This window comes from Paenibacillus sp. WLX2291 (assembly GCF_046603665.1).
Lineage (GTDB): Bacteria > Bacillota > Bacilli > Paenibacillales > Paenibacillaceae > Saccharibacillus.
Map to the genome: position 1 here is coordinate 353,429 of NZ_CP176755.1, position 15,631 is coordinate 369,059.

The following is a 15,631-nucleotide window of genomic DNA, read 5'->3' on the forward strand; positions in this document are numbered from 1 at the left end:
TATCACAAGCAAGGGTCTGTATGTGCATAAGCAGTGACAGACACTGAACATAAAGAGACTGGCGGAGGAGAGTATGATGACATACCGTTTCGGGGTAATCGGCCCGCAGCCTTCCGTGGAGCATATTTTGGAGATTACCGCATCCATGGGGGAAGATGTACAGTTTATTCCTTACATTTATAATCACCCGCAGGAAATACCGGACATTCTGGAACGTAACCGGACAGGTCTGAAAGGCTGGTTTTTCTCCGGTCCAATTCCGTTATCGGTGGCACAGCCGTATTTGCGCAAAGAGGAGCTAGCGGTGTATTGCAAGCCTGCTGGTTCTGCGCTGTACAAGGCGATGGTACAGATGATGAACGGTCAGGATGTGCGCAGCAAGCCGTATTCGATCGATATGATTCGCTCGGAGGATCTCGATTTGCATGAATCGTTTGCCGAGCTGGGCATTGCGATGGACGGGTTGCCAGTGCGGATTTTTGATGGGACGGAAGAGCCGAACGATATTGTGCAGTTTCATCTGGACTTATGGAAAAATGGCAAAAGTGCCGCGGCGCTGACGTGTATGCATTTTATTTATAGCGAGCTGCAAAAGCACGGCATGCCGGTATACCGGTTAATGATTACGCGTCAGGATATTCGTCAGGCGGCGCAGCTGCTCATTCAGCAGGCGCGCAGTTCGTATTTTAAAGATACGCAGATTGGTATGCAGATTGTGGAAGCAGATCTGCTCGGAGCTAGCGCGCGCAGTAATGGCAGCCGATATTCTGTCCAGTATGCCGAGCTGAAAATGCAGCAGCGGATCTTACAGCTGTGCGAGCGATTGGACGGTATTATGGTGCACAACGGTGTGGGCAGCTACCAGATCATTAGCACGCGCGGCGCGATTGAGCGCGAATTGGTGCGGCTACGCCAGACGGTAGAGCGGATGGAGCTGGAATCGGATGTGCAAATGTCGGTCGGTATCGGGTATGGCGATACGGCATTTACCGCCAGCAATCATGCGATGCGTGCGCTTCAGCACGCTCGTCACAACCGCCAGCAGTTACTCGTTATCGTGCAGGATAATGGCGATATTCGCGAGATCGACAAAGAGGAAGGCGAATGGAGCTATGCCTCACGCTCGCTGGATTCGGAATTGCTGGAGCGATTGAATGAAGCGAATATTAGCGTCAAAACATATCGCAAAATCGAAGCGTTAACCCGTCATATGAATTGGGACGGATTCACGACCACCCAGCTTGCTCAGCATTTGTCGATGACGATTCGCAACGCCCAGCGCATTATGAGCAGTCTGTGCCAGATTGATCTTGCCGAGATTGATGGCGAGGAACAGCAATCGGTACGGGGACGACCGCGCAAAATTTATCGTTTGCGCAGGGAGCGTTAGGATCATACATGTCGGTAGGGTTGCACAGTATAGTTTCGGCAATGAAGGGATGAGCAACGGTGAATAAACGTTCGAAGGTATGGAGTATAGGCATAAAAATATACTATGTAGTCATGGCGCTTGCTGTCGTGGCACTTGTTACGGGCAAAGAACGCTGGTTGGAGCAAGGTGCCGCGGGTGCGCAAGCGGGCGGACTCTTTTACGGAATTGTGATTGTCGGAATCTTGATCATTGTACCGGCACTGATCCTGCTCTGGTTCTGGCTGCGTCGCTGGATGGAAAGTCATGGGGTGGAGCGTCAGTTGCGATTGATTCTGCTCGTGGTGACGGTGCCGATGATGCTGGTGATCGGCTATATGCTAGAACTGGTCTTTATTATGGTATTTATCGGACTGGGAGGGAGTTAACGGATGACAGATACGCAGGCAATTCGCCAGGCGATTGAGGCAAGAGGGCAGAGGTTGACGGACATCAGCGATCAGATCTGGGAATATGCAGAGACGCGTTTTCAGGAACAGCGTTCGGCGGAATTGCTGTGTCTGGCGCTGGAGGATGAAGGATTTGCTGTGAAACGTGGTGTTGGTGGGCTGGAAACGGCGTTCATCGGCACATTTGGCAGTGGGAAGCCAGTGATTGCGCTGCTCGGCGAATATGATGCATTATCCGGTTTGAGTCAGCAAGCAGGCACGGCGGTACAACAGCCGGTGGAGTCGGGCGGCAATGGGCATGGATGCGGGCATAATCTGCTCGGTACAGGCGCGCTGGGAGCGGCATTTGCGCTCAAGCAGCTGATGCAGGAGCAGGGCTTGTCCGGTACGGTGCGGTATTACGGCTGCCCGGCAGAGGAGGGCGGTTCCGGCAAAACCTTTATGGCGCGTGCCGGGTTGTTCGATGATGTGGACAGTGCGGTCACTTGGCATCCGTTTGATTATCATAGTGTGATGTCGGTATATACGCTGGCAAATTATCAGTATTATTACAAATTCAAAGGACGCAGTGCTCATGCTGCTGCCGCTCCGCATCTCGGTCGCAGTGCGCTGGACGCGGTGGAGCTGATGAATATGGGTGTCAACTATTTGCGCGAGCATATCGTTCAGGAAGCGCGTATTCATTATGCGATTACCGATACGGGCGGACGCTCGCCCAATGTGGTACAAAGTCAGGCAGAGGTGCTATACCTGATCCGTGCTCCACATGTTAGTCAGGCGGCGGAGATTGTGGAGCGGGTGCATGATGTAGCACGCGGCGCGGCGCTGATGACAGGTACGGAAGTGGAGATTGTTTTTGACAAAGCATGTTCTGAGATTGTGCCAAGTCGTACGCTGGAGCAAGTCATGCTGGAACAGTTCTCGCAATTTCCGGTGCCAGAGCATACGGACGACGAGATCGCGCTGGCACAGGCGGTACGTGATACGCTGACTGAGCAGGAAAAGCAGGTGTCATGGCAATTACCAGCTTCACAGCGCAATCTGGCAATAGCTAACGAAGTGCTGCCTTATCAGCATGGGCAGATGCTATACGGCTCGACCGATGTGTCAGATGTGAGCTGGATTACGCCGACGGTGCAATGTACAACTGCTTGCTTTGCGAACAGTACCGCTGCGCATAGTTGGCAATGGGTGACATTAGGCAAAACGCCGATTGCGCACAAAGGCATGCTGTACGCATCGCAGATTATGGCAGCGACCGCGCTGGAGCTGGTAAAACGTCCAGAGTTGCTGGAAGATGCTCGCAGAGAATTGGATGAGCGTTTACAAGGACGAGCATATGAGTGCCCGATTCCAGCGGATGTACAGCCTGCGTTAGTGAGATAGAGGACAGTAGGATGTTCAGACGGATCATTGAGATTCAGATAATGGCTGTAAACGATATGCAACAAGGCGCTTCCTGAGATGCAGGGAGCGCCTTGTTTGCGTTAAATAGCTGGAATGATGTATGCAATTTGTGAAGGGAGATTGCATTTATAAATGTGGAATCAACTCTTTTAGCTCATTCTCAGCATCTGCGCGTGTGTGATCAGCGATCCATTGGTTGAGACTTTTACCTGCTTTGCTGGCGGCAATCGCCATTAATCGGTGCTGAGTGGGACTGATTCGTAACATTAAGTTTCCCGAGTACGGCTTATCTGGTTCTTCGCCACGCTCTGCGCAAAAGTCTAGATAATCATCAACCGATTCCTGAAACGCCTGTTTAAGTTCGTCAACAGATAATGCTTGAAACGTAATCACATCTTTGATGTTAATGACTTCTCCGTGCAAGATTTCCTGTTCATCATCAAATTCAACTTTGCCAATATAACCTTTATACTCCAGCATCGGGCTTTACACCTGCCTCTATTAAAAATCGTCTTACGGATTTGACCGCGCCTTTGTCTGTTTCTTTTTGTGGATGAGGACGATGAAATACGGCACGTCTATCATTCAAAAAGATACGAACTCGAGATCCATTACCTTCACTTATTTCTGCGCCACACGCAGATAAGAGTGATTCGATATTAGACCAAGGAATATTGGAGCGTACAGGATCATCGAAAATAGCTTGTAATGTTTGCTGCTGTTTATTGTTCATGATACGTAGTACCACCTTTTGATATCATCCTTTGATACTATTTTAAGCAAATTTGTTGATATATTCAATATCAAAATAAAAAAGACAGCATCATTCGATGCTGTCTACATGCACAACCGGAATATTGATATTCATCCCCGGCGTATTCCCAGGTAACGGATTGTCGCCCAGTCCATAGTCCGGTTCAAATTGCTCATCTGGCATCGTATTGCCGTCATTGTCGCTATTACTACCATCGCCGATATCGCCGTTTCCATCTGGTGTGGATTGATTTCCATCCGATCCATTGCCATTCCCAGACAAACCGGAATCCGTAGGAGTAAATGATTCATATTCTCCGTTGAACTGCCCGTACACGGTAAACGTTCCCGTCTCAAACGAAAGATCGCCTGTTAACCGTACATATGTGCCGCCCTCATTCACAATCGCGCCCGCATCATCCACCGATATAATATTGCCTGTAAAACGAATCGGTTGATTCAGATGCGCGCCGATCTCGGAGACAGCAACGTCGGTATACTGTTCGCTGTCCATCTGGCTGTCGGTTTTGCTGTACGTTCCATTCTCATCAGGCGTATATATATCCACCTGTCCTACATTGCCGCCGACTGGCTGATGCACGATAATGCTACGATCTGGTTGCACTTCATAGCTGGCTCCGGCAAAGGAGGCTACCGCCTTCAAGCCAGCGCCGGTTACTGCATAGAGCGAGAACAGAGGACTGCCTTCCACACCAGATTCGGACTGAACGACCACAATCGGTTGCTCGGTCGTGCTCAATTGCGTATCAACCGCCAGCGCTTGAATCTGAGCTGACGTCTGCCCGATCTCCCCAGACCAGACGCTGGCATTGCCGTCATTGTCCATTTTGCCGAAGAAGAGCTTGTTGTTCTGATCTGTCGCTACCACATAGACCGGGAAGATACCGCCATTCGTACCGCCAGTGACATGCTGATAGGCAACCGATGTATTACTGCCTTGTAAAATAGTGACCGGTTCGTCAATGGCCCATGCCAGCTTGGTGCGGGCGATATTTTGCGTCATATCGCCAAGCGGTGTCAGCGCATTGTACAGATCCAATGCCTGCTGAAATTGCTTGTTGGTCGTCATGGTGAATGCCTGCTCCTGCAACGAGGATACTTCATTGTCAATTGTCGTCAGTACAGAAGACGACGACAGATTGAGCTGTTGTGCCGCTGAGCGGAAGCTAACCGCATGACTGACAAAACGCTCCGCTTGCCTAGAAGCGATATCCTTGGCGATGACCGATTGCGCGCCGTCTTCGGCAAGTGTGGTCACCCAGCGGGCGCCAGTATATTGATGCTGCTGATACGCCTGCCATGTTTGAGACGCATTGGTCAGAAAAGCGTTAAAGTCCCCCGCTGATGCTAGACGCTTAAGCTTGGTCGTGTCATAGCTCTCAAACAACTTGCGCAGCTGATTGGATTGTACCGCTGCTTGTTGGCTGGCAGTAACATTGGTAGAAGTTACATTGCTGGCATTGCCGTCGTTTATTCCGGTTACAGAGTCCGATTTTGACCAGTAAGCGGCAGGGATGCGCAGCAGATTCCATTTGGCGGATTCGTCGCTGTAATTGCGATTGTCCAGATTGCTTTGCAGCGCCGTCTCCAATCGTGTACGAAACTCGCTGAAGCCCTGCTTCCATAACTGCTCCATGCCATATTGCTTTGTGATTTTGCTATATTCATTGCTGTACTTGTCGTTCAGCTCTGCCTGCTGCTGTTGCTGCTGTGTCCATTCCGCATACACATCCATATACGTATCAAACTGGTTGAGATCCAGCGCCGCTTGCAAACGGCTCGCCGTATTAGACACGGTATCACTCCATGCACTGATGGGCGCTAGCTCCTGTAAACGGGATTGAACATGCTGCTCCTCATACTCCAGATATCGATTCTCCTGTGCCTGACGGTAAAAGGACTCTGCCTGTATCCAGTTTTGCTGCTCATAATATTGGTCTGCCGTCTGTACCCAGTTAATTTTGTGATAGACGCCGATTCCTTTGAACACAAGCAACACCACACCAACTGCGCAGCAGCACAATAGCAGATTGCGCAGCGCGAACCAGCGAAATACGGTTCTCATGACCGTTGCGCTCCTGTCGTTTGACCGCCAAAGGTCGTATCAGACGCATACAGCTCCATACGGATGCTATCCAGATCCTGTGCCAGCGCATCTGCCAGCAGTTCCGAATCGCTATGCACAATCCGATACAGCCGCACAAAGCGCTCCTTGGGCAAATGACGAGCATATCGGCGGATAAAGCCCGGATACAGCGCGATATAACGCTTCATGCGCACCATCGCAGAAGTGACGCTAATCAAAATATTCCAGCCCTGCTCCATCTGCAATATTTTCGGTTCATGGGCAATGATATAGCGGATCGCTTTGTCCTTGATAATATCGCGCTTGAGCCGTGCTACCTCGCCAATATATTCCGCTACCAAAGGGTCAAAGTCGCGCGTGATCAGCGACTCCAGCTCCAGATCCATATCGCTGCGCAATCGGAAATTTTGCAGCAAGGATAGCAGGGCAAGCCGCAGTCGGTCATTATGCACAACTACTGCTGTCTGGCGCAAAATATGATATCCTTCGACTTCTTCGCCATCCCGCACTAGCTCTACGCCGACTCGCTGATCTTCTACCAATCCGTCGTAAATGGCAGTTCGCTCTTGCCAAAATAAGCGACTCAATTGTCGCAATGTCGCGCGCTCACGAAAACGTCGCTGCACGATGATCAGTGCCGCTAGTATCATAACGCCGCCCCCTGCACATAATGCAATCAAAGTCGTGGTCGGTGCAGCCACAATAGCGCCAATCACTAGAATGATCGTCAACAAAATATCGTTCAGCATGCGGCGTCCCGTCAGACGGCGCGCTTGCTCCATCACAGGCACCAGTCTCGATTTGCCACAATCTGGACAGCTGTCACCCGGTAAAATGGTGAATCGTCCGCACTTGCGGCAGACGCGCAGTCGATCGTATTTGCGCCGACTTTGCTCCAGTGTCGGCAATTGTACCGCTTGTTTGGTTGTACTCATGTATGGCATCACTCTCTACATTATATTTAAAATCATTTGCCCTGCTTGTGATTGACTGCATCCAGTAGCAATTGTTCCAGTTCCTGCTCGTCAGGCGTTTTTTTGCGCCGAATTGCGTATAGTAACAACCGGCTACCAACAAAAAGAAACGCAGCGCCTATACATACGTATGCAAGTATATCCATAATCCAATCCTTTCCTGTTGATCCGGTATCGGCTATGCGTTTGCCTGTTTGGGTGGTCGGATGCAGAGGATGCGAAGATCGCTTCGTGACATCCGGCGTTTGGGCAAGGACTGTGTAGTGTAATGAACAGTAATTTACCCGGCACCGTTAAGCAGAATCTGCCGATTGCGAAGTTTGTATTCTATTTTATGCCAAAATTGATGCCGGAATAAAGGGAGCGATGGTGCATATTCAACTTTTAGCCGATAGTCCAGCCCTTTTCCCCGTCTTAAGGTGGGGAAAAAATTGCATATTATAAGCTATAATGATATCCGTTCCTTGTATAGGCAAGCCAGTCAGGCACATGTGCTGCCTATAAGGATACATCGGATTGGCTTGTTCGCGATGTAAGATCAGGTTTTGGAATTCGGGAAGATATGGATTATTATGGATATTGTGGTGAAAGTGGTATCAAATTTTTCACTTTATGTTTTTTAAGGCATGTTAAGGTGAATTTAACCGGCGTTTAATCCTGATCCGCTACAATGTGAGATCATGGCCGTAGTCCTGCCAGCCACGAACTAACATTTTACCTTGAGCAAAGGAGTAGAATGATGCCCGTACGAAAATGGAATTTCATGCATATACTGCTGGCAGTTATGCTCAGTGTGACCTTGCTGCCGGGAACCCTGTTTGCCGCTGCGACAACAGGAAGCAGCAATACGAACAATGGTAATACCGCGCCAATTGATGCAGTGCTGCTATTGGACACCAGTTCTTCGATGAAGAACAGTGACCCTAACAAGCTGGGGAACGAAGCAATGAAGCTGTTTATCGATATGCTGCCGACGCAGGGTGATCGCGTAGGTGTCGTCGCTTATACCGATCAAATTGAGCGGGAAAAAGCATTGACGAGCATCGCCTCGGCAGACAGCAAATCTGGATTAAAAACATTTATCGATGATCTGAACCGTGGACCGTATACCGACATTTCAGTCGGGATGAGTGAAGCGGTCAATATTTTGCAGGATGGTGCCCAGCAGGGCAATGAGCCGATGATTGTACTGTTCGCCGATGGGAATAACGAGCTGAACAGCAATGGCGGCAAAAGCAATAGCGAAGCCGATCAGCAATTGCAAGCTGCTGTCGACAAAGCCAAACAGCTTGGCTATCCGGTTTATACAGTGGGTCTGAATGCGGACGGCAAGCTCAATCAGCAGGCACTGGCGAACATCGCCAGCGAAACGGGCGGTAAATCTTTTGTAACTAGTTCCGCCGATGAACTGCCGCAGATTTTGAGCGATATTTTCGCTGCACATCAGCAGGTCAATGTCGTACCAGTTGATTCGATTACTGGTAATGGACAATTTCAGGATGTGAAGATCAACATCCCGAACCAGAGTGTCAAAGAAGCAAATATCTCGATCATGTCCTCTCAGCAGGTCGAAGTGAAGCTGGTCGATCCAGACGGCAAAGCAGTAGCCGTACCATCTGATCAAGCGACATTATCTACTTCCAAAAGCTACTCGCTCGTCAAACTGCTGAATCCGAAGCAGGGAGATTGGACATTGCAAGTGAAAGGTGTCGATCGCGATAAGATCGATATTAACCTGATTTTCAATTACAGTCTGGAGCTGGCGCTGAACCCTATCGAGGACAAAGCTTATAGCAAAGGCGATACCATCGATATCTCCGCTTATCTCGCTAGCAACGGGCAAAAGCTGACCGATGCTTCGCAGGTAGGCAGCATGAAGGCTGTACTCAATGTGACAGATCTGGACAACAATGCAACAAGTCAGGTTCCGCTCAATACGAACGGTACGGAGTTTACCGGTGCATTTGAAGTGCCAGACAATCATCGTTACCAGTTGGTTGTACGCGCCGAGGAGCAAAGCTTTTACCGTGAAACATCGCCGGTAACGGTAGATGCAAGCGGCGGCGGTGCTAGCGATGGCAAAGTTGCTGGTCTGAGCATCATGAACTGGATTATCCTTGTAGTCGTTCTGTTGCTGCTAGCTGTCGGCATCTGGTTCCTGCTCAAATGGCTAAAACAGAAAAATCGCGGCTTTGTCGGTCAGATGGTGATCGAGATCCGCGACGAGAATACAGGCGAGAAATCGTATCCGCAGTACAAAAAGTTAACTACGTTCCGTGGCAAATTCAATCTGCACCAGTTGCTGCAACTGGCGCCTGAACTCAAAGAAACGGAACAGATCGTCTTCACACCGGGTAATAACGATCGTCTGGTCATCCGCAATCAAGCGGAAAGCGGCATCGAGAAATCCGGTCGTGCGATCGACGCCTCCAGAGGCTACGAGCTGAAGAGCGGTGATCGTCTGACGATTGCACTTCGTCAGGTGGACAAAACGATTTTGTTAGAATACTTGAATTGACCTATATGCAAACCTATGCGGCGGACTCGGTATCTACCGGTCAGCCGCAACACATCATGGAATACAGAGAGAAATGAAACGGATGTCTGCCAGCGGATCATGCGGTTCGTCTGGCGAGTCCATTTAGTACCAGATCATAATTCAACATGTATACACACCATACTATGAAGGTTACAAGGGGGATCATCCATGAAACCAATTGTTAGAGAACACATTCAACAGCTCGACGTATCGCTCGGTGGCGGTATTGTCAGTGAAAAAATACGCGTCGATACGATCGACAATCCGATTCTGATCATCGGTCTGGGCGGTACAGGTATCGATGCCCTGCTGCGACTGAAATATCAGATCAACCGTCGCTTCCGTCTGCCGGAAGACCCGGTAACGAAGAAAAAGCAAGAGAAGCCCGATAACGTCGAATTCCTTGCTTTTGAAACGAACGAACAAGATCGCAACAAAAAATACAAAGGCGTTGGTCTCGACCCGCATAACGAATTCGTGCTGCTGTCCAACCCAGAGATCGGCGGTTTGTTGCAAAATCGCAGTCTGCTGGAGCCGTATATTACGGAATGGCTGTCCCCGGAAATGAGCATCACCGATGGTATGAACGGTGCAGCCGGGGTACGCCAAGCAGGACGTCTGCTGTTATTCACCAAGATCAATCAAGTCGTACAGAGCATCGATAAAAAGATCAAAACGCTGTCCGTCGGTACGAACAAAAAGCTGATGGTCTTCCTGCTCACCGGTCTGTCCGGCGGTACAGGCAGCGGTTCGTTCCTTGATATCTCGTATATTGTTCGCGGGATTGTGGAGCGTGACTTCGGCTCTGCTGGTATCGACCGTCTGAACATGCTCGGCTATCTGTTCACGCCTGACGTCAACCTGTCCAACAAGAGTCTGAGCGAGCATACCCGCGAATATATTCGCAAAAACGGTTATGCCGCCCTGAAAGAGCTGGATTACTGGATGAATGTCGATGCACGTGGCGAACGGTTCAAGCAGCAGTATGGCAATATTTTGAATGTCAATTCGCCGCTGCCACCGTTTAATCTGTGTCATCTGATCTCGGCAACGAATACAGAAGGCAAGCTGCTGGAAAATGCGTATGACTACTGCATGAATGTAACGGCTGAAAATATTACGAACTTTATGGCGAGTGAGGAAAAGGCGTCTGGCGAGGAATTTGCGATTCATGACTATATTAGCAATATCCGTACCAATATCGCTCAGATGAACCGTGCGTATCCTGCTAACTATGAATACAACATCATCGGTGCATCGTCTGCGGTACTGCCGATTGAAGAAATGACGACGTATCTGGCATATCGTCTGTTCCAGAAGATGGACAAAATGTTCGACAAAGCACCGGATCAGGAAGCAGTAGAGAATTTTGCCCGCAAACTGGGCGTCGATCTGGACACGATGACCAAAACGTTCGAATCTCGTGTGCCGGAACCATTGCCGGGCTTTGAAAATAGCGAACGCCTCAGCTACAACAATGTGGTGAAAATGCAGGCGGTTAGCATGGATACTGAGCTGGAGCAAACGTTCCTGACTCGTGCACGCGAGGAATATATCAAAGCGAAGCAGCAACTACCGGGCGAGATTGTCGGTCAATTTTCCGATCAGATTCGCCGCATGTTCCTGCATCCTGAGCAAGGTCCATTCTATGTATCGCGTATGCTGTACACGGAAAAAGGTTTCTCCTTGCTGAAAATGTTGCTCTCGTATATTGAAACATTACGCGAAAGCCAAACTCGCATTCCGCGCGATATCGAATCGGCGGCAGAATACGCCAATGATCGTCTGGGCGACGCGAAAAGCGCGTTCGTTTCCAAAGACAAAAAGAAAAATGTATATATTGAAGCGAAGATCGACGAGTACTGGTTGCGTGCCGATGTTGAACGTACGCAGCAAATGATCGAGTTTTACGAAGATCTGTATCAACTGCTGAACCGTGAAAATAACCGTATTTATGGCGTGTTCACGGAAGTGCTAAATGCACTTAGCTCGATTTTCGAGAAAAATGGAGAGCTGCTCACCAGCGGCAACGAACAGGAAGATCATCGCGGTAACAAAACGTACTATTGGAATCTTGTTAGCGTGCCGGACATCTCCAAAGCGGTCAGCGATATTATGGATAGCAAGGACGGCGACGATCTGATTCGCGACTTCTCCACGCAATTGCTGGATCATTCCGATCAGTGGGTCAAAGAAAACGAAGTTGATATCGTACGCTCTATCTCCGACTTCCTGAGCGACAAATTCGGTGACCTGATCACCCGTTCTATGGAAGACTTCTTAGTGATGAAATACGGTGAAGACGAGCCGATTGAGAAATTCGTCGAGCGTCAAATTGCCAGCCGTCTGGATGACGATGCTGTGCCAGTATTCCATCTGAGTAACAGTGCGGGCAATTTGCACTTCCCGTCGTGGGGCTTTGTGTCTGTACCAGTACAAGCGCCAAGCATTCTGCGCGGAATTCGCAACTACCAGAACAACGCGATTGGCAAATCGCATTTTACAATTAAAGAAAGTCAGGTGAAAAACCGGATCTTCTGGCTGAATACACGCAACGGGGTGCCGCTGTTTGTGTATACACCGCTGAAAGTATATGAGGAAAACTACGAACGCACTATTCTGGATCGCGAAGGTGTCGGTCGACATCTGGTCATGAGTGAGAAGGAAAACTGGACATACTTGCCATCTCCGATTCCAGAACGTTCATGGGGCGATACGTATGTGAATACGCGTGTACAATCGTACAATGCGCGCATTCGTGCCGATTTTAACCGTGCTCGCGCATTGCAAATTATCGTTGAGAAGGATGTAGATCAGAATACGAGCAGCCGGTTTGCTGTGCGCTTCAGTCAGCCGTTCGATTTGGAAGCGGTGCTGAGTGCTTACGATCTGCGTCTGGATGCATCCCGTCCGAATCTGGGCGAGGTGAAGCGAGCGCTGGCGGAACTGCGTCGTCTGCTGAGTGAAGGGCTGCCTGCGGAATCGACCAAAGATATTTTCAACAGCTATAACGAGGAGCTTGCGTCCGATAACCTGATCCGCTCGCCGAAAATGATATCTCGTCTGCGCGAGGAACTGGGCAAATACGATGCATTGCAAGCGAAGATCAGCGAGCTGGAAAGTCTGCTCGGTCGTCACGAAGGCGAAGAGAAGCTGATCGACCAATTCGTCCAAGCGCTGTACACCGATACAATCACCAAAAAAGGTGCCTTGTTCGTATACGACCGCGACGAGGAAGAAGAAGCATGGGAACCGTTCGTCAATCTGATGAAAACGAAAAATGTAGTGGAATTCGAAATCTTCGAACATTTCCGCAAATTGGATGAGAAAAGCCGTGCCGTGCTGATGCGTAAAGCGGATCGCCGCGACAACGAGCTGACCGGTTCCGAGGATGTAACGCCACTGCTGAACAAGCTGGATGAATTGTATGAGACGTATCTGGAAGCACGGGATCGTCTGGAATATGAGCGCGTGGAACTGGTCAACGGTGATGAAGCATACCAGTTCTACAAACAAATGGTTTCCAAATTAAACGATTTGCGCCGGAAGCTGAAATAAGATGAAGGAACGGCTGACACCATTTGCGGAAGCTTACGCTGCCGCCGGGGAGAAGACAGCCGGACAGGGAGACGGGCGGAGCAGTATTCACTACCCCGCCGTTTTCCTGTTTGTCGGGGACGGTCTTCAACAGGCGGCAGAACATATCCGCAGCGTGAATGCGCAAAAATGGGATAACGGAGCTGGTGTGATGTATGTGGAGGTGCAGTCGGAAGTGGCGGCATCTTCCTCCGTTCACCGGGAGGAGCATCCACAGCAGCTCATTACGTACTTATCTTCGCCAGATGCTACACATTCAAGCGCGCAACATAGGCGTCCAGACTGGGCAAAGCATTTTCGGGAAGAGAGCAAGCATTTACTGGAATTGAATAAAACGTTTCGTCAGGCGTCGCACCGATTGGCGGATTTTGGACGATTGTATTCGTCCTTTGACCGTTTGCATCTGTCGGTTATTACGCGTGTGGAAGATCCCATGAATATTCTGGTGCCGGAGATTGCATTGCTGGCGCGTTCCATCTTGGGTCAGTCGTTCAAGTCGGTGCAAATGGATCTGTATGTACTGGTGCATGAAGGTGAGCAGGAGAATAACTTTGCGTATGCCAGCTCGACTGGCGTTGCCTTTTTGCAGGAAGTGGAGCAGATGCAGCGCGACGATTACAGTCTGAGCGCACCGCTACAGCGTACCGAGGATGGTCTGGCAGTGATGGTGCAGCATGTAGCAGCGCCACTGTTTGAGCTGGCGTATATTTTATCCGACCGGAACGAGCGCGGGGTGTCCGTCAATGGCGGCATTAGTAGCAATTACGATATAATTTGCCGCATCAGCTTGCTGAAAAATCGGCAGCGTGTCGATACAGGGAGTGACTCGTCATCCTACGGCTCGGATTATAACAATACGGCGTTTCGCAACAATATTCGCAATGCGGACGGTAGTCAGGGACTTGTATCGGCAGGGTTTGCGCGGGTACGGCGACCGGATGAGGCGATTGCGCTGACCGTATTGGAGCATTTCTTCCTCGGATTGGTGCAGCGAATGAAGCAGGAGCCGGATCTTGGCGTTGCTGAGCGTGAACGGCTGCTCGGTATGGACGAGCCGACGATGGATGCACGCTTGGAGCAGCTCATTCCAGACGAAGGTCGCTTGGAGGATATGAATAGCCTAATGACCCGCTCGGTCAGCTTCTCCTCGCTACGCTCAATGAGTCTAAGGGAGGCGGAATACGCGCTGTTTGAACAGGGTGGGGATGCCTTTTTCGCGGACAATTACGAGCAGGAAACAATGAGAAGATTGGAACGCTGGAATGCGGAATCAGAGTTTCGCACGATAGTTGCCGAGCGCATGAAGGGGCGCAGAGATGTGCACTTTTACCAATTGGCGGCATGGAGTGACGAGAATCATTCGGACAGCATCTGGACGGTGCTGCACAATCGGATTCGCGATTTGAATATTGCGATTGAACAAGCGCAGCAGGATTTGGAGAGCTGGTATGGCAGTCGTGCGGACGATCTGACGTTTCAAAAGCTGCCTTTTATGGACAAGCACAATGTGCGCAGTCTCACGCGCGCGCTCATCCAGACGATCTATCCGCATAAGCTGTATATTTTAACATTACAAACAAGATTGAAGCTGTATCGTCGCTGGGAAGAGCAATTAACCGCACTGCATCGCGGCAGTCGGGTACTCGTACACCAGATGGACGAGTTGGCGCTGGAGCTGAACCGTGCCGCCGTAGCTAGCGTACGTTCTGCCGACGATTATATCGGTCAAAATATCGCCGATTACTACAGCAGATTAACGGCAGACGTGATGGCAGATATGGAAGAAAAACGCGGCGAATATGTCTTTTTTGAAGAACGTAGCGTGGGCGATGTCATGGCTTTACTGCAAAAGGGATCAGACGTGCTGCTGGATCGCTTGATCACCATCTGCCGTCAAGACCTGCTGCCATCGCCGATCCTGTCGCAACCCTTTGAACAAGAACTGCTCAGCCGTGCCAACGTCACCATCGACTACAACAACAAACAGGCTTTGTCGCAGGAAGACCTGTTCAAAGAGCTATACCGAACACTCGAAGACCGCGCCACCATCCATATCCGGCTGCTCGACTACACACACAAGCACCGGTACGAGGAAAAATACATGTTCGGCAACGCCAACGGCGAATTCGTCCGCTACGCCACCGGCGTCGACCACACGACCCGTATCTACAAAACCGGCTTCATCCACGAAGACCGCACCAGCGGCGTCGAAAAACTGAATCTCATGGGAGGCTTCACCATCGAAGACCTCATGTACTACCGCAACGGCAAAACGTATTACGATACGTATCTAGCCAACGGCTACACATTCCACGCGGATGGGAAATAAGATTTTGATCTTTATATATCATGCCCACCCACAACATGTCTTAAATCTCGAACTTGGCTGTATGCACGGAGCGAAGGGAAGGGAATTTGGGCTAAGGACGACTTATA

General features: G+C 50.1%; 11 protein-coding genes. 6 read left to right on the forward strand and 5 right to left on the reverse strand.

From position 1 onward, the window contains the following. Nucleotides 1-73: 73 nt before the first annotated feature. The 3 genes from ACDE64_RS01495 to ACDE64_RS01505 are packed head-to-tail and all read left to right on the forward strand — an operon-like array spanning nucleotide 74 to nucleotide 3,204. Nucleotides 74-1,390, forward strand: a complete 1,317-nt coding sequence (locus ACDE64_RS01495; protein WP_411348763.1) for a GTP cyclohydrolase IIa — start codon at nucleotides 74-76, stop codon at nucleotides 1,388-1,390. 59 nt (nucleotides 1,391-1,449) lie between these two features. Continuing rightward, on the forward strand, nucleotides 1,450-1,797 hold the full coding sequence (locus ACDE64_RS01500) for a hypothetical protein (RefSeq protein WP_411348764.1): 348 nt from the start codon (nucleotides 1,450-1,452) through the stop codon (nucleotides 1,795-1,797). 3 nt (nucleotides 1,798-1,800) lie between these two features. Further along, nucleotides 1,801-3,204, forward strand: coding sequence for a M20 family metallopeptidase (locus ACDE64_RS01505; protein ID WP_411348765.1), 1,404 nt, complete (start codon nucleotides 1,801-1,803; stop codon nucleotides 3,202-3,204). A 147-nt stretch (nucleotides 3,205-3,351) separates the two neighbouring features. Here ACDE64_RS01505 and ACDE64_RS01510 read toward each other — a convergent pair whose 3' ends face one another. The 5 genes from ACDE64_RS01510 to ACDE64_RS01530 form a co-directional block, all read right to left on the reverse strand. Beyond that, nucleotides 3,352-3,705 (reverse strand): type II toxin-antitoxin system HicB family antitoxin, encoded by a 354-nt coding sequence (locus ACDE64_RS01510; RefSeq protein WP_411344795.1) that lies wholly within the window; start codon nucleotides 3,703-3,705, stop codon nucleotides 3,352-3,354. Then, a complete protein-coding gene (locus ACDE64_RS01515) occupies nucleotides 3,692-3,958 on the reverse strand; it encodes a type II toxin-antitoxin system HicA family toxin (RefSeq protein WP_411344796.1) in 267 nt (88 codons plus the stop codon). The genes ACDE64_RS01510 and ACDE64_RS01515 overlap by 14 nt, the downstream gene beginning before the upstream one ends. Nucleotides 3,959-4,048: 90 nt before the next feature. Beyond that, complete coding sequence (locus ACDE64_RS01520; RefSeq protein WP_411348766.1) at nucleotides 4,049-6,064, reverse strand: hypothetical protein; 2,016 nt, start codon at nucleotides 6,062-6,064, stop codon at nucleotides 4,049-4,051. Next, complete coding sequence (locus ACDE64_RS01525) at nucleotides 6,061-7,020, reverse strand: hypothetical protein (protein ID WP_411348767.1); 960 nt, start codon at nucleotides 7,018-7,020, stop codon at nucleotides 6,061-6,063. The genes ACDE64_RS01520 and ACDE64_RS01525 overlap by 4 nt, the downstream gene beginning before the upstream one ends. A 32-nt stretch (nucleotides 7,021-7,052) precedes the next feature. Further along, nucleotides 7,053-7,205 (reverse strand): hypothetical protein, encoded by a 153-nt coding sequence (locus tag ACDE64_RS01530; protein WP_411344799.1) that lies wholly within the window; start codon nucleotides 7,203-7,205, stop codon nucleotides 7,053-7,055. A 590-nt stretch (nucleotides 7,206-7,795) separates the two neighbouring features. Between ACDE64_RS01530 and ACDE64_RS01535 the strand changes: the two genes are divergently transcribed. The 3 genes from ACDE64_RS01535 (at nucleotide 7,796) to ACDE64_RS01545 (ending at nucleotide 15,524) form a co-directional block, all read left to right on the forward strand. Beyond that, complete coding sequence (locus ACDE64_RS01535) at nucleotides 7,796-9,577, forward strand: vWA domain-containing protein (protein ID WP_411348768.1); 1,782 nt, start codon at nucleotides 7,796-7,798, stop codon at nucleotides 9,575-9,577. A 189-nt stretch (nucleotides 9,578-9,766) separates the two neighbouring features. After that, nucleotides 9,767-13,156 carry a tubulin-like doman-containing protein gene (locus ACDE64_RS01540; RefSeq protein ID WP_411348769.1) on the forward strand — a complete coding sequence of 1,130 codons (3,390 nt, stop codon included), beginning with the start codon at nucleotides 9,767-9,769 and terminating at the stop codon, nucleotides 13,154-13,156. A 1-nt stretch (nucleotide 13,157) separates the two neighbouring features. Continuing rightward, nucleotides 13,158-15,524 carry a transcription initiation factor TFIID gene (locus tag ACDE64_RS01545; protein ID WP_411348770.1) on the forward strand — a complete coding sequence of 789 codons (2,367 nt, stop codon included), beginning with the start codon at nucleotides 13,158-13,160 and terminating at the stop codon, nucleotides 15,522-15,524. Nucleotides 15,525-15,631: the final 107 nt, after the last annotated feature.

What these genes read in the sequence shown, in the direction of transcription:
- ACDE64_RS01495 (WP_411348763.1), top strand. Translation starts at nt 74, where the DNA reads ATGATGACATACCGTTTCGGGGTAATCGGCCCGCAGCCTTCCGTGGAG.
- ACDE64_RS01535 (WP_411348768.1), top strand. Translation starts at nt 7,796, where the DNA reads ATGATGCCCGTACGAAAATGGAATTTCATGCATATACTGCTGGCAGTT.
- ACDE64_RS01520 (WP_411348766.1), bottom strand. Translation starts at nt 6,064, where the DNA reads ATGAGAACCGTATTTCGCTGGTTCGCGCTGCGCAATCTGCTATTGTGC.
- ACDE64_RS01510 (WP_411344795.1), bottom strand. Translation starts at nt 3,705, where the DNA reads ATGCTGGAGTATAAAGGTTATATTGGCAAAGTTGAATTTGATGATGAA.
- ACDE64_RS01545 (WP_411348770.1), top strand. Translation starts at nt 13,158, where the DNA reads ATGAAGGAACGGCTGACACCATTTGCGGAAGCTTACGCTGCCGCCGGG.
- ACDE64_RS01540 (WP_411348769.1), top strand. Translation starts at nt 9,767, where the DNA reads ATGAAACCAATTGTTAGAGAACACATTCAACAGCTCGACGTATCGCTC.
- ACDE64_RS01515 (WP_411344796.1), bottom strand. Translation starts at nt 3,958, where the DNA reads ATGAACAATAAACAGCAGCAAACATTACAAGCTATTTTCGATGATCCT.
- ACDE64_RS01505 (WP_411348765.1), top strand. Translation starts at nt 1,801, where the DNA reads ATGACAGATACGCAGGCAATTCGCCAGGCGATTGAGGCAAGAGGGCAG.
- ACDE64_RS01525 (WP_411348767.1), bottom strand. Translation starts at nt 7,020, where the DNA reads ATGAGTACAACCAAACAAGCGGTACAATTGCCGACACTGGAGCAAAGT.
- ACDE64_RS01530 (WP_411344799.1), bottom strand. Translation starts at nt 7,205, where the DNA reads ATGGATATACTTGCATACGTATGTATAGGCGCTGCGTTTCTTTTTGTT.